The organism is Nocardioides plantarum, assembly GCF_006346395.1.
GTDB classification, from domain to species: domain Bacteria; phylum Actinomycetota; class Actinomycetes; order Propionibacteriales; family Nocardioidaceae; genus Nocardioides; species Nocardioides plantarum.
In genome coordinates this window covers 97,171-115,668 of record NZ_VDMS01000005.1, presented here as the reverse complement: position 1 = coordinate 115,668, position 18,498 = coordinate 97,171, and the positions used below count along the sequence as shown (strand labels likewise).

Below are 18,498 nucleotides of genomic sequence, written 5' to 3'. Positions count from 1 at the left end.
CTTGGCACGGGCTCGGCGCCGGGCGACCTGCCGCGACACGCGCACCTACGCTCCGCGGACTAATGCGCATTGCGCACTAACGTGCACCGCATGGACAGCACGCAGCTCCTCAAGGGAGTGCTCGACCTCACGGTCCTGGCGGTCATCGCCGACGAGGACGGCTACGGCTACGACGTGCTGCGTCGGCTGCGGACGGCGGGACTCACCGACGTCGGCGACGCCTCGGTCTACGGGACGCTGCGTCGCCTCTACGCGGCCGGCGCCCTGACGTCGTACGTCGTGCCGTCCGAGGAGGGGCCCCACCGCAAGTACTACGGCATGACCCCCGCCGGTCGCGACCAGCTCGCGCGTCAGACCAAGGACTGGGCCACGTTCAGCCAGACCGTCACCGACATCCTCGACCCCACCCGACCCCAGGGAGCCCGCCCGTGACCACGACCGCCCCACGCCCCACCGAGCACGAGATCGCCGCGTTCGTCGACCAGGTCCGGGCCCACCTCACGGGCCTGACCGACGAGGAGCGCGACGACCTCACCGGCGGTCTCGAGGCCGACCTCGCAGACCAGCTCGCCGAGCCGTACGGCAGTGCCGGCTGGGCCGGCGGGGTCGACCTCGACGACCCGCGCGCCTACGCCGCCGAGCTGCGTCTCGCGGCCGGGCTGCCCGAGGCGACCACCCGTCGCCTGGCACTACCTCAGCTCCCGCAGGTGGTCGGCGTCGAGGCGACCCTCGACGCCTGCCGCGCCGGTTTCCTCCAGGTGGTCGGCTCGCGGCCGTGGAGTGCCGCGACCTGGGACGTCGTACGAGAGCTGGGACCGATCTGGTGGGCTGCCCGCGCGTGGATCGCCCTGACCGTCCTCGACGCGGCCCGCGCCGACCACCCCGTGTCCCTGGTGCCGTCGTTCGGCAGCCCGGTGGCCGCGTTCGCCTCCCTGGCCGCCGCACTCGTCCTCAGCGTGCTGCTCGGGCTCGGCCGGCTGCTGCCGGACCCGCGAGCCCGCGGGCACCTCGCCGGCCGTCTCGCCGTGCTCGCGCTCAACGTCGCTGTCGTCGTCGGGGTCTGCACGCTCGAGGTCCCGATGCCCGGCTACATGGTCGGCTCCAACACCTGCATCTAGCTGAGGCGTAGGCCCGATCGACTCCTCCTGGGCGTCCACCGATGACGGACCCCATGAAGGACCCCGTGAAGGACCAGCAGGGGGCGCAGACGGCGCAGGTCGGGCCGAAGGTCATCACGCTCTGCGGCTCGACCAGGTTCGAGGCCGAGTTCGCGGAGGTCAACCAGCGATTGACGATGGACGGTCACGTCGTCCTCAGCCTCGGCATGTTCAGCCTCCCCGACCTGCCGGGCTACGACTGGACCACCGACGCCGACGACCTCAGGACGCGGCTGGGCGACGTGCACCTGCAGAAGGTCCGCATGGCCGACGAGGTGTACGTCGTCGACCCCGGCGGCTACGTGGGCGAGTCGACCCGACGGGAGATCGCCTTCGCGGAGTCCCTCGGCACGCCGGTCCGCTACCTGAGTCGCGAGGCTCCGCGCCACCGTCGCTGACGTCGGCGGCCCGACTCGCCACGGTGCGTGACCGCAGACCGGGTGCGCTGAGACGGATCCGTCGCCCGGAACCTTTGCGCGACGCCGTGTTGTCTTCCAAGTGTGAGGAGAGACCGCGACGCCGACTTCACCGCCTACGCCTCGGGGCGCTGGGCGTCGTTGGTGCGTGCCGCGGTGCTCCTGGGGTGCTCTCAGCAGGACGCCGAGGACCTGGCACAGGCAGCCCTCGTGAAGACGTGGTCGCATTGGAAGAGGGTCAGCCAAGCCACGGAGCCGGACGCCTACGTCTACCGGGTCATGGTCAACACGCTCTCCACCAACCGCCGTCGCAGGTGGCACGGGGAGCAGCCGACCGAGGACGTCCCGGACAGCCACACCGATGACCACACGGCCACGGTGGTTCTTCGCCACGCCGTGACGACCGCCCTGCGAAGGCTGCCCCGCGAGCAGCAGCAGGTGCTCGTCCTGCGCTACGTCGCAGACCTCACCGAGCGGGCCACCGCGGACGTGCTCGGGGTCGCCGTGGGCACCGTCAAGAGCCGGACCTCGCGTGCCCTCGCCGCCCTCAACCCCGCCGACTTCACCGACCTTGCAGGAGACGAGCCATGACCGACGACCCCGAGAGCGAGCCCGCCGCGGACGACCCGCGCGTCGGCGCACTGACCCGTGCATCACGCACCATCGACGTGGCACCATTCGATGCCGCTCGTGTCGTGAGAGCAGCGCGTGCCCGTCGTCGTCGAGACCGCACCATCATCAGCAGCGTTCTCGCAGTCGCGATCATCGTTGCTGGCGTCTCCGTCGCCACCGCAGGCAGCAGCCGGACCCATCCCGGCAGCGTCGATGCAGCCGACAGGTCGGGCATGTCCGAGACGCCGCCGGTCCCGGGGCCCGCCACGGGCAGCAAGTGGGTCGGCATGAACAGCCTCGTGGTCGCGGTCCCCGTCGACTGGCCTGTCGTGAACTCGCCCTGCGGCGACGGATCCCCCGGCGTCGTGCTCAACGGGAGCGATGCCGCCATCGACTGCTACGGGCACGACACCGAGGTGGCGAGTGTTCGCCTCATCGCTCTGGATGCATCGTCCGGGTCGCCGCGCGAGGGCACCGACTGCGACGGCAGCGCCAGACCGACCTGCCGCGCCGCCAAGAACTTTCCCGACCAAGGCGTGAGGGTGCAGGTCCAGTCCACGTCTCACGATGCCCTCGAGCAGACTGAACGCATCCTCGACACCGCCAGGGTGCTCCCCGACGGCTGGACCACCGTCCCGTTCGGCCAGTGGAACGACACCCCGATGGCCCGTACCGCCGTCCTGGAGGGGGCCGGGTTCGCAGTCGACGACTCCCTGATCGCCCATGTCGTCGCCCAGCCCGTCAGGACCGAGCCAGACGCGGGTAGCCCGATCCGTGTGGGCGACACCATCACCCTTCTCCCCCAGCAGAGCCCCGCGACAGACGAGCTCGACGTGAGCATGGTTGACCGGGCGTCCTCCGACGACTCGGACCTGGCTCCGGGTTCTGCTCGATGGCATGGAACGCGGGGCACGGTCGCCTACACGACCACGGCGGTCTACGACGGTTGCCCACCTGTCGCCGCTCGCGCCAGCATGGCGGGCTCGGTCCTCGACCTCAGCCTGTCCGAGTCGGCGTTCCCTGACGCCGGCTTCTGCTCCGGGTTCTCGGCCTCCCACGCGGTCTTCTCCATCAGCGGCCTCATCGAGGCACCCACCGAGCTCCAGGTCACCCAGGACGGCCGGACGAGGACGGTGCCGATCGAGCCGGAGAAGGGCCCCGAGCCGGGCAGCCAGGCTCCGAGTGCTGGGCCGCTGTGTCCTGATGGTGTTGCTACCGGTCAGGAGCGGTGGGTGGGCCGACACACGCCGCCTGCCGGCGTCTCGTTGGCGGAGGCATTGGCGCGATACCCGGGTGCCGTAGTCGCCCCGCGCGAGTCCGACGATGAGGCGCTCGCAACAGTGGGCACGGGCGGACAGACGACGCGAGTCATCGCGTTGACCCGGTGGGCCAACGGCAGCTGGGCAGTCACTTCTGTCGTGACCTGCTGAACGGGCTTCACGCCATCTCCGTGTCATCCACCCAGGCTGGGCGGAGGCGGAGCAGCTGCAGGACAGCACCAAGCGCTCGATCCCTCGACAGCAGCGGGCACACCGGACTCGTACGTCACCGGTCGGCTGGCGCGGCTGCCATGTCCGGGACCTCGGCGCTGGGCAAGACCGCCCGTCACGTGCGCATGGGGTCGTGGCCGGGTTGGTGGACGCGGGTGTGGTGGAAGGGGCAGTAGAGCTTCGTGGTCCTCAGGTCGGTACCACCGCCCTGGGCCCAGGGGATGTCGTGGTGGGCGTGGCACAGGTAGCCCGGGACCTCGCAGCCACTGTGGTGTTGGCAGTGGCGTTGCTCGACGATCGCGGCCAGGCGTTGGGCGGGGGTGTGGAACCGGTGCTTCCTACCCAGGGCCAACACTTCGGCGTCGGCGTTCATCCAGGCCGGGATGATCCCGGCGCCGCAGGCCAGGCGGAGGTACTCGGCGGGGCTGATCTTCGTGCCGGTCTCCAGCTGGGCAGCCTTCATCTTCCCCTGCAGGAGGTCGTAGTCGCCGATGGCGATCACGCTGGCTGCGAGCCCGCCGATCTTGGGGAGCTGGGTCGGGTCGTAGCCCTCGACCCAGTCCACGAACGCCTGGCCCAAGCGTTCGGCCGACGGCTTCTGCCAGTCATAGGACCCGGCCCCGTGCTCGGCGCGGACGTGCTTGGGGGCGGCCAGGGCGTGGAGCTGCTTTCTGAACGCATCAGCGGCGGCGGTGGGGATGCTGAACCGGCCGTGGGTCAGTCCCTGCCCGTCGTCGCCCATCGACAACCGGGTCCTGCGTCGGGCTCGTTCTTCCTGGGCTTCCAACGCTTTGGCCTCGCGTTCGTCGGCGCCCTCAGGGTCCAGGCGTTCCCAGATCGCGTGCCCCATCGTGGCCAGGGCATCGGCGTCATGGCCACCGACAGCCTCAGCGAGCAGGAACGTCTCGGCGCGGGCCTGGTCGTAGGTCGAGACCTTCTCGTCCTCCAACAACCCCATGTGGTCGGCGATCACCTGGGCCTGCTCGGCGTGGATCTCGCCTCTCGCGGTCGCTGTGCGCGTGGGCTCGAGATCAGCCAGACCCTTGGCGAGCTTGGCCTTGGCCCTCGCAGTGCGCCCGGTGACACCGGTGGTCACGCGCAGCCACCGGGCGGTGTTGCGGCACCCCGCGACACCGGGTAGGTCCAGGGTCTCGGCCTGGTTGATCGAGCGGGCTTCGAGCTCGGCGACACCTGCTGCGACCCGGGCAGCGAGACCCACGACCCTGGTGGTGGTCTTCTCGTCCATCGACCAGGTCGGGACGTCGACTGCGCCCTGGAGGTCGGCCAGCAGCGAGCACAGCAACGCCTCGATCGGGTGTCCCGATCCAGGGGTGTCGGTGTGCTCGGCCATGGGTCCATTCCAGCACCGACCACCGACAGTCCTGCTCGAGTTTCCCGCTCAACCACAGGGGTTGTGGACAACCCACCACCCACCCCCGACCTGTGGACGACACCTGGTCAATTCCACAGCCGGACGCCACCTCAGCCTCCGAGCACCACCAGCTCGTTGCCGTCCGGATCGACCAATTCGACCGACTCCCCCGACTCCCCCGAGTACGACGCCCCGAGCGCGAGCAGGCGCGCCACCTCGGTGGCCTGGTCGGTGTCGGGGGTCGGCGCGAGTTCGAGGCGCAGCCGGTTGCGGCCGTCCTTGGCCCGGAACGGCGGGCCGCCCCAGGAGATGATCGAGCCGCCCTCGACGGACCGGATCGCGGTCTCCTCGTCCTGGTCCCACACCAGCGGCCAGCCGAGCGCCTCGCTCCAGAAGTAGCCGACCGCCTGCGACCCGTCCGAGGACAGCGCCCCGATCGCCGGACAGCCCGCCAGGAACCTGTTGGTCGGCTCGATGACGCAGAGCTCGTTGCCCTCGGGATCGACCAGCACGACGTGCTCGTCCTCGGGCAGCTGTCCGACGTCGTGGTGCGCCCCACCCAGGGCGAGCGCGCGGTCGACGGTGGCCTGCTGGTCCCGCAACGACGTGCTGGTGAGGTCGAGGTGCATCTGGTTGGGCCGGAGCTTGGGCCGCGTCGTGGGCGTGAACCGGATCAGGAAGTCGTCGTCGGAGCCGGACGGGAGCGTGTCACCGACGACCGGCCGCCCCAGCACCCCGCCCCAGAAGCGGGCCAGCCGGCCGGGGTCCCGGGCGTCGAACGCGAGCGCGTGCAGGCGAAGGGTCATCCACGCGACGCTAGGCCGCGTGCCGGGTGCCGGCAACGCGTTTGCGCAGTGCCCCTTCCCGCGCGGGACGCCGGCTGCGGGTCCGCACCAGCACGTCGCCCATCGCACCGACGTACCACGGCCGCCGGGTGAGCCGACCCGAGATGGCACGATGGCGACGTGGACCGTGCCCTCAGCTTCGGCTCCGACGCCGAGGCCTACGACCGCTTCCGTCCGGGCTATCCCGACTCGCTCGTCGACACCGTCCTCGCCCACGCCGACGGGCCCGTCACGCGGGCCCTCGAGGTGGGGGCCGGCACCGGCAAGGCCACGGCGGGATTCGCCTCACGGGGGCTGGTCGTCACGGCGATCGAGCCCGACCCCGGCATGCGCGCGGTGCTGGCCACACGGATCACGCAGGGCGGCTGGACGGTCGACGTCGTCGATGCGACCTTCGAGACCGTCGATCTCGACGCCGTCGGCCCGGTCGACCTGCTGTACGCCGCCGCCGCGTTCCACTGGACCGATCCGGCGACCAGGTGGTCGAGGGCCGCGGCGGCGCTGCGTCCCGGCGGGGTGCTCGCGGTGTTCGGCTGCGCACGCGACCTGGCAGACCCCGCGCTGGCCGCACGCGTCGACGCCCTCACCGAGCCGGTGCTCCCCCAGGACCCCACCCTGAGCTGGGACATCGGCGTCCTGCGCGAGCAGCCGGCCTTCGCCGACGTGGTCGAGACGACGCTCCCGCGCACCGCCACCATGAGCGCCGACGACTACGTCTCGCACCTGACGACCGTGTCGGCCTACCGCGTGCTCCCGGCCACGCAGCGCGACGAGCTGCTGTCGGGAGTCCGGGGGCTGCTCCCGGACGTCGTCGAGGTGACCGAGGACGTGCCACTCCACCTGGCCCGCCGTACCGACAGGAGCCCGTCATGACCGCCAGCCGTTCCGCCCGTGAGCGCAAGGCCGCCGTCGAGGCCGGCCCCCTGGGCAGGGTGAGGATCGACGTCGGGGCCGACCAGCAGTTCGTCTACAAGATCAGCTGCGCCGAGTGCACGGCCAAGGGCGACAAGCCGTGGTCGGCCTACCGCCCGGGAGCCGACAACGGCTACCTGGCGGCCATGGACCGGTGGACCTTCCACCTGCACGAGAACCACCGCGGCACCGACGCACCCTGCCTGGCCTACCTGCCCGAGGCCCAGCAGCGCCTGCACGAGCGTCGCGAGCAGCAGGACCCGCCCTCGGGCCCGTCGTGAGCGCGGTCCGTCGGATCCGGTACGCGTGGCTTACCGGCGGGAACGCCCCCTGCGGTTCACCTGCGGTGTCTAGCGTGGTGTCGTGGAACCGACCGGGCGCCTCGAGGTGTGGGCGAGCGAGAACGCACTGCTGAGCTTCGACGGCCGGGTCCTCGAGGTGTTCGGCTTCGCCGACACCCACCGGTTCCATGTCGCGTTCACGCCGGTGGTGCTCGTCGGGAAGAGGATGGTGACCATCCGCCCCACGCACGGGGGGCAGTACTCCTTCTTCTACGACCAGCCACGACGTGGCGAGCTCGAGGCGTTCGCGGCGCACGTCAACGCGCTCCATCCGTGACCCGCCGCGTGCCCGACAGCACCGACGCCGGCCACACCTGAGCCGACCCCGTGACCGAGGCGGTCCTCGCACTCCGGGGAGCTCACAGCCGCTGACCAGCGGGTTGGCCGACATGTCTCGTGGTGGTTTCCTGGGCGCGTGGAGAAGCACGGTGTCCGTCTCGGGAGCCTGGTCGGGGCCGTCTTCGGCCTCGTGTTCGTGCTCGTCAACGCCGCGGGCCTGCCAGGGGCGCTCGCCCTGCGGGCGCTGGCGGTGGTGGCCTTCGCGGCCGTGGTCGCCGCCCTCGCGCGCTCCACGACGGAGTCGCCCGCACCCACGGCCGGCGCGATCCGCACCTACTGGCTGTGCGTGCTCGCCGAGGTGCTGGCGATCCCGGTCGGGGCCCAGGTCCTGACCGGGCTGGACGAGCCCGACCTGGTGCTCTGCTGGGTCGTCCTGGTCGTGGGCGTGCACTTCCTGCCCTTCGCCCGGGCCTTCCGCGCCCCGGTGTTCACGCCCCTGGGTCTCGCCCTGGTCCTGCTCGCGATGGTCGGCGCGGTCGGTGTCCTCGCGGACCTCGACGACGCCCAGCTGTGGACGGCGGTGGGCGCGGGCTTCGTCCTGCTCGCGTTCGCGGCGTACGGCGCGCTGCGACGGCCCGTGGCTCCCGCCTAGGTCGAGATCGACGACCGGCCGGGTCGGACCACCGTGGTGATGACGGCTGTGCTCGGATAGGGGCTGCTTCCCTCCTCCACGAGCCGGATCCATCCACCTATGCCGAACACGCCCGAGACACCCGAGACACCCGACACGCCCGATGCTCAGGGCGCTGCCCTGTGGTGCTGCACCGACGACGAGCTGCGACTGCTGGTGCCGCTCGACGAGCTCGACGACGGCACCAGGGGCACGGTGACCCGCTGGCTCCTCGAGCACGAGGTCACGCCCTCCTCCCTCGAGATCGGGGCGCCGGTCCACCGCGACGAGATCCACGAGGTCCTGGCGTGGCGTGAGCGCCGACCGGACGGGTCCGTGGTGCGCCGCTGGCTCTACCACCCACCGATCCAGGGCCGCACCTGGCCCAGGCCGTTCCCCCCGGCGCTCGTCCGTCCTCCGGACGACGACGGAGCCCGTCCTCCGGCATCCGCAGCCGGTGTCGAGGCCCGACAGGGGTCGTACGGCGCACCGGCTCGACCATGGGCCGGCGATAGCCGGCGCTAACTGACGGTCCGGGTGCACGGTGCCGGAGCCGCAGCGGCCGATCCGGCAGACCCGGGCACGACGACGCCTGGCGTCGTCGTGCCCGGGCCGGGGGCCCCTCAGCCTCCCGTGCCGTGCGCGGGGGTTTGCCCGCTCAACGCTCCACTGTCAGTCGCGCCGACCCGTTGCTGGGGGCGGTCGACGCGGAGCCGAGGTAGCGGGCGCGCACGGAGGTGAGACCGGGGCGGCTCGTGCTGACCCGGACGGTGACCGCGCCGTTGCGCAGCCAGTGGGTGACCCAGGCCTGGCCCGACAGCTGGACCTGCACGCGTCCGGTCGCGGGCCGCCCGGACGCACGGACCGTGACGGTGATCGACGTCCGCTGGTCGACGTCCACGCGACGGTCGTGGAGTCGCACCTGGGTCTGGCTGGCGGCACGGGTGGGTGCCGGGGCGCGCCACGTGACGCGGCTGGTCCGTCCCCCGGTGCCGTTGTCGTGGCCGATGACCAGCACCGATCCCGTGGCGCCGGCACGGGTGACGGCACGGTGGATGCGGAGGCGGGCGTTGGCAGCCGAGCCGACGGCGAACGACGTGCTGCTGGCCGTCGTACCCGACCTGCTGAACCACACCGGCGGGTTGTAGACGTCGAAGGCGGTGGGCTTGACCTTGTCCAGGGGCCCCTTCTCGCCGTCCGCGTTCGCCGGTGCGTACTGCGACTCGGTGGTGACCCAGTAGTCGACGACCGTGGCCTTGGTGCTCTTGGTGTATCCCAGGGCACGCAGGGCGACCGGCAGGACGACCGTGTCGTTGTCGTACTGGCCCAGGTTGCCAGCGGCCAGGCCGTTGACGGGCTGCTCGTCGACCACGATCTGGGTGCCCACGTCGACGGTCAGCGCGACCGGGACGTTCTTCTTCTGGTCGTAGTTGGCGTAGGTCTGGAAGTCCTCGAGCCCGTCGCGATCGACGTCGTAGTGGACGACCGGGTAGGTGGTCGTGCCCAGGCCGATGATCGGCCCCGCCGTCTGGATGCCGACGGCCAAGGTGCCCTTCGAGCGGTCGCTGCGGTTGAGCGGGGAGGTGCTGCTCGCCCCGACCTGGAGGATGTCGCCGCCGGCCATCGTGGCCGTCGACGTCGTCGAGGCGGGCAGCCGCGGGCTCCGGACGCCCGCGACCAGCGGGGTCACCCGGCTGCTCCAGGCAGCGGTGCCGTAGCCCTGGGCCAGTCCGGACCCGGTCAGGGTCAGACCGGCGGAGGTCTCCTGCGACCCGCTGGTGCTGCCGGCCCGACCCGCGGGGAGCACGACGGGCTTCGTGGCCGCCAGGCTGCTCACGGGCTTGGGAGCGGCGAAGACAGCGACCCACAACGGAGGGGTGGTCGGGGTGGTGTCGTCGGCAGCGGCGCCCTTGGCGGTGAAGGCCACGACGCCGGAGGTGTTGGGCACGTGGGAGGTGAGGCGGCTCTTCGCCTGTCCCGGGTCCACCGTGCGGCGCAGTGCCTCACGGTCGGGCACGCTGAAGGTCACCGTGACCTCGGCCGTGCCGCCCGCGGGGACCGTGACCGTGCTCGGCGTGACGCTGATCTTGGCCCCGGGGGTACCGACCCGCTCGCGGTAGTTGACGTCGTAGGCCTGGTCGGCGTCTCCGGTGTTGGTGAGCCGCAGGGTGCGCTTCTGGGTGACGCCGTCGCGAGCCACCTCGACGACACCGAACGAGGCGGTCACCAGGTCGGGGTTCTCCACCGACTCCACCGTGACCTGCGAGGCGCCGGCGGCGACGGCGTCGATCCGGCCCGTGCCCTGCATCAGGTTGGAGTACGCCGTGCCGTCGGGTGCGGTGACCTCGTGCGCGGCGGTGTTCATGACCACGGTCTTGATGCGCCGCGCGCTCCACGTGGGGTGCGCGACCCGGGTCAGAGCGACCACACCCGCAGTGTGCGGGGAGGCCATCGAGGTGCCGCTCATCTGCTCGCTGCCGGTTCCGGTGCCCATGCCGGCGGAGACGATGTTGACGCCGGGTGCGGACACGTCGGGCTTGACGACGTCGGCGATGGTGCCGTGCACGCCGCGCGACGTGAACGAGGCGAGCGTGTCGGTCAGGTCGTCGTTCTGGGTCTCGACGGTCTGCTTGAGCTCGTCGGCGATGCGGATCACGAGCGTTCCGGCCTCCATGGCCGGACGCATCTTCGCGGTGGCAGCGGCGTTGAGCTCGACGCCGGGGATGGCGGTGTTGCCGGCGATGCCGGCCTCGAACTCCTTGCTGGTGCTGGCGAGCACCACGCCCGAGGCGCCGGCCTTGGCGGCGTTGTCGAAGCGCGTCGCCGACCCGCAGGTGAGGTTGGCCTGGTCCCACTCCAGCCAGACCATCTTGCCCTCCACCCGGGCGGTGTCGTCGGCGTTGTAGGCCTGGCACCCCTCGGCGTTGCTGGCCTGGGTGAGGTTCGTGACCGGACCGGTGTTGTCCAGGGTGTCGAACCAATCCTGGGAGTACTGCGCCAGGAACGGTCCGTCGCCGGCCAGGTCCGCCGGCTCGACGACCTGGACGGTGTCGAGGCGTGCGTAGCCGCTGGCGGAGGCGGCGACGGTCAGGGCGGCGACGCTGTCGCCCGGGCTGCCGGCGACGTCGGTGACGTCGCCGGAGTTGCCGGCCGAGATGACCGGGACCACGCCGGCGTCGACGAGCGCGGCGACCATGTCGTTCTCGGGGTCGTCGACAGGGCTGAAGGAGGAGCCGAGCGACAGGTTGACCACGTCGATGCGCTGCCCTCGGGCGACCGCTCCGGCGACCCACTCCAAGGCCGCGCCGGCCAGGTCCGTGCTGCCACCGAAGTCTCCGAAGACCTTCAGGGGCAGGATCTTGGCTCCGGGAGCAGCGCCAGGAGCCACCTCCATGCCACGGGCCTGCGCGGGCGTGAGCTCCCGGTAGTCGCCGGTGAAGGTCGTACCCTCGGCGGTCACACCGCGGCCGGCGGCGGTGCCGGACACGTGGGTGCCGTGGCCGCCCCCGGGGCCGTCGATGGGGTTCTCGTCGGGCCGCGGAGTGGTGACGGTCTGGCCGTTGTAGTTCTGCCCGGCGAAGTCGTGCCCGGGCACGACGATCGCGGGGTCGTAGGTGCCGTCCACCATGGAGGCGTTCCTACCGGCGGCGTACCAGTCCCGGGGGACACCCGAGCCGCCGAAGTCGGCGTGGGTGTAGTCCAGGCCGGTGTCGATCACCGCGATGGTCTCGCCGGTGCCGATGTTGCCGGTCGCACGCCACGTGCTGGCCGCGCCGGTGAGCTCGTTGCTCGGGGCGTTGGTGGGCGTGTCGGACCGACCGCTGGAGGCGCCTGAGGTGTCGGTGACCGGCTCGATGAGCTGCTTGGCCACGATGGGCACCACATCGACGACGTCGGGGCGGGCGGCGACGGCTCGGATGGCGGCGGCGTCGGCGTGCAGGGCGACGCCCGGGACCGAGAAGCTGCTCCGGTAGAGCACCACAGCGTCGTCGTCGGCCCGGTTCGCGGTGGCGACCACGGCGTCGGTGAGGCGGCCCACGGCCGTGACGCGGTCACGGGCGGCCCGGGTGAGGCCCTTGGCGCCGGAGGTGCCGCCGGTGTCCGTACGCGACTGGACGGCGAGCGCCCCGGGTCCGCGCAACCGGACGAACCACGACGTGGCGCCCTTGCTCGAGCCCGGGACGTCGACCTTGTCGCCGATGCCGGGGCTGGTGACGGTCTTGGCAGCGGGGGCGCCCGGAGCAGCCTCGTCGGCGCCGGAGGGTCCGGCCGCGGCCAGACCGGTGCCGGCGATCGTCATCGCGACGACGGCCACGAGCGGCGCTCGCAGCGAGCGTCGGCTGGCCGCGCCCGTGCGGCGGGCAGTGGTGGGGTGATTCATCGGACAACCTCCAAAGTCGTGCGCTGAGTGATGCTTCCCGACAGCCAGCCCGCCACGGTGACGTCCCACGTGCCCACCGCCGGACGGCGGTCGGCCTGCAGGGTGAACCGGACGGTGCCGTCGGCGTCGGCATGACGCACCAGGACGGACACGGGGGCCGTGCTCATGGCTCGGTGGTAGCGGTCCTTGACCGTGAGCTCGACCACCTGGCCGGGCTGGTAGCCGGTTCCGGAGATGCGGACCGGGGTATCGGGGTCCATCAGGTCGATCTGCGAGGTCCGCGTGCGGGACAGCGTCACCGTGGGCTGGGTCGGGATGCTGCCGTCGTCCTCGGTCACGGTGAACTTGACGGTGGCGTAGTCCTGGGTGCGGGTGTTGACGATCCGTACCTGGTAGCGGCCCGAGGTGGCTCCGGAGCCGACGATGGAGCTGGCGAAACGACCGTTGCCGTCGGCCCGGGACCGGCTGATGAAGTAGTCCTGGCCCCTGGCGTCGCGCAGGAAGATGTCGAGCAGCGCGAAGGCGGGGACGCCACTGAGGGCGTAGGAGATGCCGGCCCGCGGCGACTGGGGGTCCGCGTTCATGTCCGAGACGGTGGTGACCGGGGTGTCGACCTTGAGGGTGCCGACCCGGTGGTCTCGGCTGTCGAGGGTGAGGAAGAAGCTCGCCTCGACTGCCTTGCCGGACTCGTTGCCGATCATGGCGACCCGGTAGGAGCCCGGCGTCAGCCCGCCGGTGGTCGCGCGGAAGGCGTACTGGAAGCTGCCGTCGGAGCGTGCCGCGAGGGGACGGGGGCCGCTGAGGACCGTCGCGTTGAAGTCGGGGTCGAAGAGCACGGCCTGCATCGCCTCGCCGGGGGTGAAGCCGGCGCCGCGCACCACGATGGGGGTGCGCTGGAGCTCCTCGCGGGGCAGCCGATCCGGCGAGGCCGTGCCGATGCCCGCCCGACCCGGCCACGGGATCACCTTGACGGTCGTCGTCCCCATGTAGCCCTGGGGGTTGGTCACCTCGATGCGGTGCTCACCCTGCGCCGCCGTCGGGGCGAAGGGGTGGCGGACCCGCAGGTTGAGCGTCCCGTCCGCCTCGGCCTGCCCCTCGCCGATCACGGTGGCGTGTCCGTCGGGTGCGTAGTCGATGACGGTGACGCCGTAGTAGCCCGGCAGCCCCTCGATGCTCAGCTTGACTCCGGCCACCCAGTAGTCGTAGTCGGCGACCTCGCTCACGTCGGGCGTCACCACCAGCTCGTACGGCGCCAGGTCGCGGGCAGCGGCCCGCGGGGTCGCGGGCGCGGCCGGGGTGGCGGTCTGGGTGGGCTCGTAGGTCAGGGGACGGAGGTCCCGGACACTCGTGCCTCCCCACAGCCGCGAGGGCGACGACGTCGGGCGGGGCGCGTGGAAGGAGGGCTCGACAGCGCCGGAGCCCCCCTGCCCGGCGGCACCGGCAGGGGCCGTGACGGCGCTCTGGCCGGAGCCGGCAGCGGCCGCCGTGGCGGGTCCGGTGCCGCTCACGCCCGCGACGCAGGCAGCGACGACCAGGAAGACACCGAGGGCACCAGGACGGCGCCTGCGCGGTGCGGAACCAGTTGATCTATCAGTCATTCGGTGGTACTCCAGTGCTCGGTAGCCGGGTTGGCTGTCGGCGACCATAGACGCTCGATCGCCTCCTGGAGCGCCGGATTCGGCCAATGCCCGATCCGGTCGGCCGATCTGGTTCTCGGACGTCATCGAACGCCGGGCTCGCGCTGACTAGCCTGGGTGGGTGGCCGAGGACGAGATGTGGGCGACGTTGGGCCTCGCGGCGCCCGACATCACCCTCTACAAGAGGCTGCTGGGCGACTCCCGGGGAGACCCCACGAGCCTCGCCGACGAGCTCGGGATCCCCCTGTCCGACCTCCACGACTCGCTCGCGCGACTGGACGGCCTCGGGCTCGTCCTGGTCAGGTCGGACCACGTGCTGGTCCAGCACCCCTCGGTCACGCTCGAGGCACTGATCCGGCGTCGACGTCGGGCCCTCGACGACGTCCAGGGACTGGCCCCGCTGCTCGACCGGCTCTACGACGTCGGCCGCGCCGAGGCCACCACCGACGGGCTGGTCGAGGTGGTCCGGGGCGGCCCCGAGATCCTGGGGAGACTGCGGGGGCTCCTCGGGCGCACCCGCGAGTCGCTGCACCTCATCGACTCCCCGCCCTACGTCAGCACCCCCGACCCGGTGCTGCACGACGAGGAGACCGCGGCGGCCGACCGCGGGGTCGAGATCCGCACGTTGGTGGACTTCTCGGCCGTCGACGTCCCCGACCACCTCAGCGACCTGATCCGCTCGGTCGGCGAGGGCCAGCAGGTCCGGCTGGCCCACGACGTGCATCCCAAGATGATCATCTCCGATGCCCGCCGCGCCCTGATCCCGCTCGCGATCGACCCCGCGGTCGGGCGTCCCCAGGTGGCGGTCATCTCGCACCCGGAGCTGGTGGCGCCCCTGGTCCGGCTGTTCGACACCATGTTCGCCGCGGCGTTCCCTCTCAGCGAGGTGCTGGGCTCCATCGAGTCGAACCGGGCGGTCGACACCCCGCCCGAGACCGGCCCGCACGCGAGTCCCGGCGCGAGCGACCCGACCCTGGTCAAGCTGCTGGCCACCGGCGCCAACGACCTCGCGATCGCCCGCCAGCTGGGCATCAGCGAGCGGACGCTGCGCCGCCGCATCGTGCGACTGCAGGATCAGTTCCGCGCCCAGAGCCGCTTCCAGCTCGGCGTGATGATCGAACGCTCTCGTCACGCGGCCCCGCCCCGCGGGTGAGGGGCGCCGGACAGGTGCTCGGGCGGGGTCGAGGGGGCCGCTAGCGTCGGACGCGTGACCGACCTCCCCTCCCTCGAGCTCGTCCGCAGCCTGCCGGCGTACTTCGAGCAGACCGTGCCCGACGACTACATCGACGAGAACGGGCACATGAACATCACCAAGTACTTCGAGCTCGGTGCCTGGGCGCCGTGGCTGCGGGTCGGTGAGCTCGGGGTCGGCGACTCCTACATCCCCGAGCGGGGCCTGTCGTTCTTCACCGTCGAGCACCACATCCGCTACCTCGGCGAGCTGCGCCTGGGCGACCCGCTCTCGGTGCGCCCGGCGTTCGTGGGCCGCACCGCCAAGGCCCTGCACGGCATCTCCTTCGTCGTCGACGAGAGCCGCGACAAGGTCGCCTGCACGATGGAGATCCTCTACGTGCACATCTCGATGGAGACCCGGCGCTCGGTCGCGATCCCGGACGACGTCGCGACCGCGCTCGACGGCGAGATCGCCCAGCGGGACTGGGCCCTGGGCGCCGCGACCGGGCTCACCCTGCGGCGATGAGGGACGACCTCGGCACGGGCGTCGCCCTCACCGGACCGGCGCGCCGCGTCGTCTCCCTGGTGCCGTCGCTCACCGAGGCGCTGGTCTCGGTCGAGCCGGGTGCCGTGGTCGGCGCGACCGACTGGTGCACCCACCCGGCCGACCTCGACGACCTCGGCGTCACCCGGGTCCGGGGCACCAAGAACCCCGACCTGGCCGCGATCCGGGCCCTGGCGCCCGACCTGGTCGTGGTCAACAAGGAGGAGAACCGCGAGCTCGACGTACGCCGGCTGCGCGACTCGGGCGTGCCGGTCTGGGTCACCGACATCGAGACCGTGCCCGACGCGATCGCCTCGATGGAGCGGCTGCTCGACGCGCTCGGCTGGAGCCGGCCCGCGTGGCTGACCGAGTCGCGCCGGCTGTGGTGCGGCCCGCTCCCCTCGGTGTCGCGCACCGTCGTCGTACCGATCTGGCGCGACCCGTGGATGGTGGTCGGGGCACGCACCTTCACCACCGACCTGCTGCGCCGCCTCGGCTGGGACAACGTCCACGCCGACGCCGCCGACCGCTACCCGACGGTGGCGATCGCCGACCTGGACGCCGCCGGCGCCGACGTCGTGCTCCTGCCCGACGAGCCCTACGTCTTCACCGCCGACGACGGCCCCGAGGCCTTCACCCGCACCCCGACCGAGCTCGTCAGCGGTCGGCTGATCACCTGGTACGGCCCGTCGCTGGTCGAGGCGGCGGGGCTCGCATGAGTGGCGTGAGCGAGCCCGTGCTGCGCCCCGCGACCGGGGCCGATGTCGATCGCCTGCTGGCGTTCTGGCTCGAGGCCGGCGAGAACGACGCCCGACCGTCCGACTCCGCCGACGCCGTACGGCGACAGCTCGAGCGGGACCCGGACGCCCTGGTCGTGGTCGAGCTCGACGGGCGCATCCTCGGCTCGGTGATCGCCGGCTGGGACGGCTGGCGCGCCCACCTCTACCGGCTCGCCGTGCACCCCGACGCGCGTCGTCGCGGCCTGGGCCGGCTGCTGCTCGACCACGTCGAGCGACGGTTCGCCGCGCTCGGCGCCGCCCGCATCGACGCGATGGTGCTCGAGGGCAACGACCTCGGTCAGTCGGTCTGGCGGGCCGCCGGCTACGCGCCGCAGGACGACTGGCGGCGGTGGGTCAAGGCGCTCGGCTGAGCGGTGGCCCGGGCGGTCCTGCCGGGGCCAGTCGGGGTCGGGTCGTGCGGTCGTTGCGGTGATCTCGAGGCTCGTCGCCGGGGCTCCTCGCACCTCGATCGACGTTGACCTCAGGTCGCCATGAACAGGATCATCTCCCGCTCGTACTCCCGACCGGGGTGCTGGGCGGCGAGGTGGGCCTGGGCCTTGTCGACCAGCTCGTCCTCGTCGGCGCCTCGGATCTCCTCGCCGCAGGGGCAGCGCAGCAGTGTCTTCATGGGGTCACAGTAATCAGGTCGGGGCGCGCCTCGGCGAGCAACGCGTCGCGGTCCTCCCGGCAGGCGAAGCCGGCGGCGACCATCGCGTCGGTCGCCGCCTCGTACGCCGCCAGGTAGGCCTCGCGGGTGGCGAAGGCGGGGGCGGCCAGCGGGGTGGTCGACCCGAAGAGCCGGCAGGCCGCCGTGGCGCCGGGCCACGGGCGCCCGGAGACGACCTCGACCGGGGCGTCGACGACCGGCGTGCGCAGGCCGCCGCGGACCAGCCCGTGGTCGTCGCGCGCGAAGTCCGCGCCGTCGGGAGCGATCTCGAGCCGGTCGGCCGAGGGCGGCGCGACGCCGTCGCGGACCCACCGGTCCAGGGCACGTACGGCGGCCCGCACGACCGCCCACTGCTGGCCGCGGTTGACCGGGACCTCGCAGCCCAGGAACGACTCGAAGTCGCCGATCACGTAGGAGTCGGCGTGCGCGGAGCCGGCGACCTCCCACAGCCGGAAGCGGTCGGTGTCGGGCTGCCGGGCGGGCAGGAAGCCGATCCGGTCGAACAGGTCGCCCTCGGCCTGCACCACCAGGACCGGCACGTCGAGGTCGTCGCGCAGGAGCACCGGGGCGCCGTCGAGCATCTCGTCCATCCTCATGGCGAGCACGCCGTCGGGCAGCTCGAGCGGGGCCGCGACCGCGGGTCGGCTGTGGATCAGGAACCCGGCGAAGGTGCCGGTGCGGGGCTGCACCTCGTGGACGTACGTCGTGAGCAGCGCCGCCGACTGCGACTCCCCCACCGCCAGCACCACGTCGGTGGCGAGGAGGTCGCGCACGGCGTCGGCCGCGGCCGTGAAGAGGTCGTAGGAGTGGGTGTCCCCGGGGTGGTCGACGGCGGCGTACCGCTCGGGGTCGCGTCCGCGCAGGCCACCCGTGGGAGCAGCGTCGATCGCCACCGCGGCGAGGCCGCCCATGGCACCGACGTGCTGCGCGGACACCCCGGCCCAGGCGTGCCCGGCGCGCAGGATCTCGTCGGCGGCGAAGGTCCAGTCGGGTGCGGCGTCACTGCCGCTGCTGACGTTGAGCCACTCGACCAGCAGCGTGCCGCTGACGGGCCGGTCGAGCCGGTCGGGCCCGGCGACCGGGCGGCGTACGACGACGCGGGTGGTCCCGGCGTCCGTGGTGAGGAGGTACTCGGTCTCGGTGTAGCCGGCCGCCGCGAGATCGGGCTCGGGTCGAGCGGAGAGGAGCCCGTGGTCACCGGGAGGTAGCGGGGTGAGCGTCAC

20 protein-coding genes are annotated in these 18,498 nt (G+C 72.3%); 14 read left to right on the top strand and 6 right to left on the bottom strand.

Going from position 1 to position 18,498, the window contains the following annotated elements; translation table 11 throughout:
• Positions 1-90 precede the first annotated feature (90 nt).
• The 5 genes from FJQ56_RS19155 to FJQ56_RS19135 all read left to right on the top strand — a co-directional run bounded on the left by FJQ56_RS19155 (position 91) and on the right by FJQ56_RS19135 (position 3,615).
• Entirely contained in the window at positions 91-432 is a 342-nt protein-coding gene (locus FJQ56_RS19155; RefSeq protein WP_140011212.1) for a PadR family transcriptional regulator, read from the top strand.
• Positions 429-1,118, top strand: a complete 690-nt coding sequence (locus FJQ56_RS19150) for a hypothetical protein (RefSeq protein ID WP_140011211.1) — start codon at positions 429-431, stop codon at positions 1,116-1,118. Before FJQ56_RS19155 ends, FJQ56_RS19150 begins: the two co-directional genes overlap by 4 nt.
• Positions 1,119-1,171: 53 nt before the next feature.
• Positions 1,172-1,555: a hypothetical protein gene (locus FJQ56_RS19145; RefSeq protein WP_140011210.1), complete on the top strand. Its 384-nt coding sequence runs from the start codon at positions 1,172-1,174 to the stop codon at positions 1,553-1,555.
• A 102-nt stretch (positions 1,556-1,657) separates the two neighbouring features.
• Entirely contained in the window at positions 1,658-2,164 is a 507-nt protein-coding gene (locus FJQ56_RS19140) for a SigE family RNA polymerase sigma factor (protein ID WP_140011209.1), read from the top strand.
• Complete coding sequence (locus tag FJQ56_RS19135) at positions 2,161-3,615, top strand: hypothetical protein (RefSeq protein ID WP_140011208.1); 1,455 nt, start codon at positions 2,161-2,163, stop codon at positions 3,613-3,615. Before FJQ56_RS19140 ends, FJQ56_RS19135 begins: the two co-directional genes overlap by 4 nt.
• Positions 3,616-3,790: 175 nt before the next feature.
• On the opposite strand, the gene FJQ56_RS19130 is transcribed toward FJQ56_RS19135, so the two are convergent.
• Both FJQ56_RS19130 and FJQ56_RS19125 read right to left on the bottom strand, forming a co-directional pair.
• Complete coding sequence (locus tag FJQ56_RS19130; RefSeq protein WP_140011207.1) at positions 3,791-5,026, bottom strand: HNH endonuclease signature motif containing protein; 1,236 nt, start codon at positions 5,024-5,026, stop codon at positions 3,791-3,793.
• Between the two features lie 131 nt (positions 5,027-5,157).
• Complete coding sequence (locus FJQ56_RS19125; protein WP_140011206.1) at positions 5,158-5,853, bottom strand: VOC family protein; 696 nt, start codon at positions 5,851-5,853, stop codon at positions 5,158-5,160.
• A 159-nt stretch (positions 5,854-6,012) separates the two neighbouring features.
• On the opposite strand from FJQ56_RS19125, the gene FJQ56_RS19120 reads away from it, so the two are divergent.
• The 5 genes from FJQ56_RS19120 (at position 6,013) to FJQ56_RS19100 (ending at position 8,619) form a co-directional block, all read left to right on the top strand.
• Positions 6,013-6,765: a class I SAM-dependent methyltransferase gene (locus FJQ56_RS19120; RefSeq protein ID WP_140011205.1), complete on the top strand. Its 753-nt coding sequence runs from the start codon at positions 6,013-6,015 to the stop codon at positions 6,763-6,765.
• Positions 6,762-7,085, top strand: a complete 324-nt coding sequence (locus FJQ56_RS19115; protein WP_140011204.1) for a hypothetical protein — start codon at positions 6,762-6,764, stop codon at positions 7,083-7,085. The genes FJQ56_RS19120 and FJQ56_RS19115 overlap by 4 nt, the downstream gene beginning before the upstream one ends.
• An 82-nt stretch (positions 7,086-7,167) precedes the next feature.
• On the top strand, positions 7,168-7,422 hold the full coding sequence (locus tag FJQ56_RS19110; protein ID WP_140011203.1) for a hypothetical protein: 255 nt from the start codon (positions 7,168-7,170) through the stop codon (positions 7,420-7,422).
• Positions 7,423-7,560: 138 nt separating this feature from the next.
• Positions 7,561-8,076, top strand: a complete 516-nt coding sequence (locus tag FJQ56_RS19105; protein WP_140011202.1) for a hypothetical protein — start codon at positions 7,561-7,563, stop codon at positions 8,074-8,076.
• A 99-nt stretch (positions 8,077-8,175) separates the two neighbouring features.
• Positions 8,176-8,619 (top strand): hypothetical protein, encoded by a 444-nt coding sequence (locus FJQ56_RS19100; RefSeq protein WP_140011201.1) that lies wholly within the window; start codon positions 8,176-8,178, stop codon positions 8,617-8,619.
• A gap of 133 nt (positions 8,620-8,752) precedes the next feature.
• On the opposite strand, the gene FJQ56_RS19095 is transcribed toward FJQ56_RS19100, so the two are convergent.
• Together FJQ56_RS19095 and FJQ56_RS19090 are read right to left on the bottom strand one after the other, a co-directional pair.
• Complete coding sequence (locus tag FJQ56_RS19095; RefSeq protein WP_140011200.1) at positions 8,753-12,475, bottom strand: S8 family serine peptidase; 3,723 nt, start codon at positions 12,473-12,475, stop codon at positions 8,753-8,755.
• A complete protein-coding gene (locus FJQ56_RS19090; protein ID WP_140011199.1) occupies positions 12,472-13,983 on the bottom strand; it encodes a hypothetical protein in 1,512 nt (503 codons plus the stop codon). The genes FJQ56_RS19095 and FJQ56_RS19090 overlap by 4 nt, the downstream gene beginning before the upstream one ends.
• Before the next feature lie 250 nt (positions 13,984-14,233).
• Between FJQ56_RS19090 and FJQ56_RS19085 the strand changes: the two genes are divergently transcribed.
• The 4 genes from FJQ56_RS19085 to FJQ56_RS19070 are packed head-to-tail and all read left to right on the top strand — an operon-like array spanning position 14,234 to position 16,979.
• Positions 14,234-15,265 (top strand): hypothetical protein, encoded by a 1,032-nt coding sequence (locus FJQ56_RS19085; protein ID WP_140011198.1) that lies wholly within the window; start codon positions 14,234-14,236, stop codon positions 15,263-15,265.
• A 54-nt stretch (positions 15,266-15,319) separates the two neighbouring features.
• Positions 15,320-15,811: an acyl-CoA thioesterase gene (locus tag FJQ56_RS19080; RefSeq protein ID WP_140011197.1), complete on the top strand. Its 492-nt coding sequence runs from the start codon at positions 15,320-15,322 to the stop codon at positions 15,809-15,811.
• Positions 15,808-16,548 carry a helical backbone metal receptor gene (locus tag FJQ56_RS19075; RefSeq protein WP_140011196.1) on the top strand — a complete coding sequence of 247 codons (741 nt, stop codon included), beginning with the start codon at positions 15,808-15,810 and terminating at the stop codon, positions 16,546-16,548. The genes FJQ56_RS19080 and FJQ56_RS19075 overlap by 4 nt, the downstream gene beginning before the upstream one ends.
• A gap of 5 nt (positions 16,549-16,553) precedes the next feature.
• Complete coding sequence (locus tag FJQ56_RS19070) at positions 16,554-16,979, top strand: GNAT family N-acetyltransferase (RefSeq protein ID WP_140011195.1); 426 nt, start codon at positions 16,554-16,556, stop codon at positions 16,977-16,979.
• Positions 16,980-17,089: 110 nt separating this feature from the next.
• Here FJQ56_RS19070 and FJQ56_RS19065 read toward each other — a convergent pair whose 3' ends face one another.
• Both FJQ56_RS19065 and FJQ56_RS19060 read right to left on the bottom strand, forming a co-directional pair.
• Positions 17,090-17,236 carry a DUF1059 domain-containing protein gene (locus FJQ56_RS19065; RefSeq protein ID WP_140011194.1) on the bottom strand — a complete coding sequence of 49 codons (147 nt, stop codon included), beginning with the start codon at positions 17,234-17,236 and terminating at the stop codon, positions 17,090-17,092.
• Positions 17,233-18,498 (bottom strand): alpha/beta hydrolase domain-containing protein, encoded by a 1,266-nt coding sequence (locus tag FJQ56_RS19060; RefSeq protein ID WP_140011193.1) that lies wholly within the window; start codon positions 18,496-18,498, stop codon positions 17,233-17,235. Before FJQ56_RS19060 ends, FJQ56_RS19065 begins: the two co-directional genes overlap by 4 nt.

Coding starts and splice junctions, on each gene's coding strand:
- FJQ56_RS19145 (WP_140011210.1), top strand. CDS start 1,172: ATGAAGGACCCCGTGAAGGACCAGCAGGGGGCGCAGACGGCGCAGGTC.
- FJQ56_RS19065 (WP_140011194.1), bottom strand. CDS start 17,236: ATGAAGACACTGCTGCGCTGCCCCTGCGGCGAGGAGATCCGAGGCGCC.
- FJQ56_RS19155 (WP_140011212.1), top strand. CDS start 91: ATGGACAGCACGCAGCTCCTCAAGGGAGTGCTCGACCTCACGGTCCTG.
- FJQ56_RS19125 (WP_140011206.1), bottom strand. CDS start 5,853: ATGACCCTTCGCCTGCACGCGCTCGCGTTCGACGCCCGGGACCCCGGC.
- FJQ56_RS19075 (WP_140011196.1), top strand. CDS start 15,808: ATGAGGGACGACCTCGGCACGGGCGTCGCCCTCACCGGACCGGCGCGC.
- FJQ56_RS19135 (WP_140011208.1), top strand. CDS start 2,161: ATGACCGACGACCCCGAGAGCGAGCCCGCCGCGGACGACCCGCGCGTC.
- FJQ56_RS19095 (WP_140011200.1), bottom strand. CDS start 12,475: ATGAATCACCCCACCACTGCCCGCCGCACGGGCGCGGCCAGCCGACGC.
- FJQ56_RS19130 (WP_140011207.1), bottom strand. CDS start 5,026: ATGGCCGAGCACACCGACACCCCTGGATCGGGACACCCGATCGAGGCG.
- FJQ56_RS19115 (WP_140011204.1), top strand. CDS start 6,762: ATGACCGCCAGCCGTTCCGCCCGTGAGCGCAAGGCCGCCGTCGAGGCC.
- FJQ56_RS19100 (WP_140011201.1), top strand. CDS start 8,176: ATGCCGAACACGCCCGAGACACCCGAGACACCCGACACGCCCGATGCT.